The organism is Peribacillus sp. SIMBA_075, assembly GCF_046534585.1.
The window spans coordinates 1-387 of sequence record NZ_JAWRYN010000177.1 but is presented as its reverse complement, the minus strand read 5'-3'; the positions used below and the strand labels follow the sequence as shown (position 1 = coordinate 387).

1 protein-coding gene is annotated in these 387 nt (G+C 48.6%); it reads right to left on the bottom strand.

Annotation, left to right across the window (positions count from 1 at the left end; genetic code table 11):
- The coding region (locus SB775_RS27695) for a DinB family protein (protein WP_410864346.1) at positions 1 to 375 on the bottom strand (375 nt) is incomplete at its 3' end.
- Positions 376 to 387 lie beyond the last annotated feature (12 nt).

Below are 387 nucleotides of genomic sequence, written 5' to 3'. Positions count from 1 at the left end.
GATTTCATGAGCAATAACATGCCTGATGATTTCTCCTTTTGTATGCTCATCTTCACTCCATGGCACGCGAACCATTTCATTCTCCTGTTCACCTGACCACACTTCCAGAAAAGAAGACAGCTCCTCCCGCCACGCATCTGACAGCGCCTTTACTTGCTGAAGCGATTGGTGGTCCTTGTAAGCTACGACCATATCCGGCTTGCCTTGGACGCCTCGCAGCCAGCTGTACTCCACATCCGCAATATGAAACAAGGTGTAAAGAATCGTACCTGCTCCTCCCACACGCTGTTGCAGCAATTGTTCCGTAGAAAGCTGCTTGCACCATTCAAACCATTCGTCTCGCACTTGCCAGTTATATTGAAATAGCATCTTCAATCAAGTCCACCC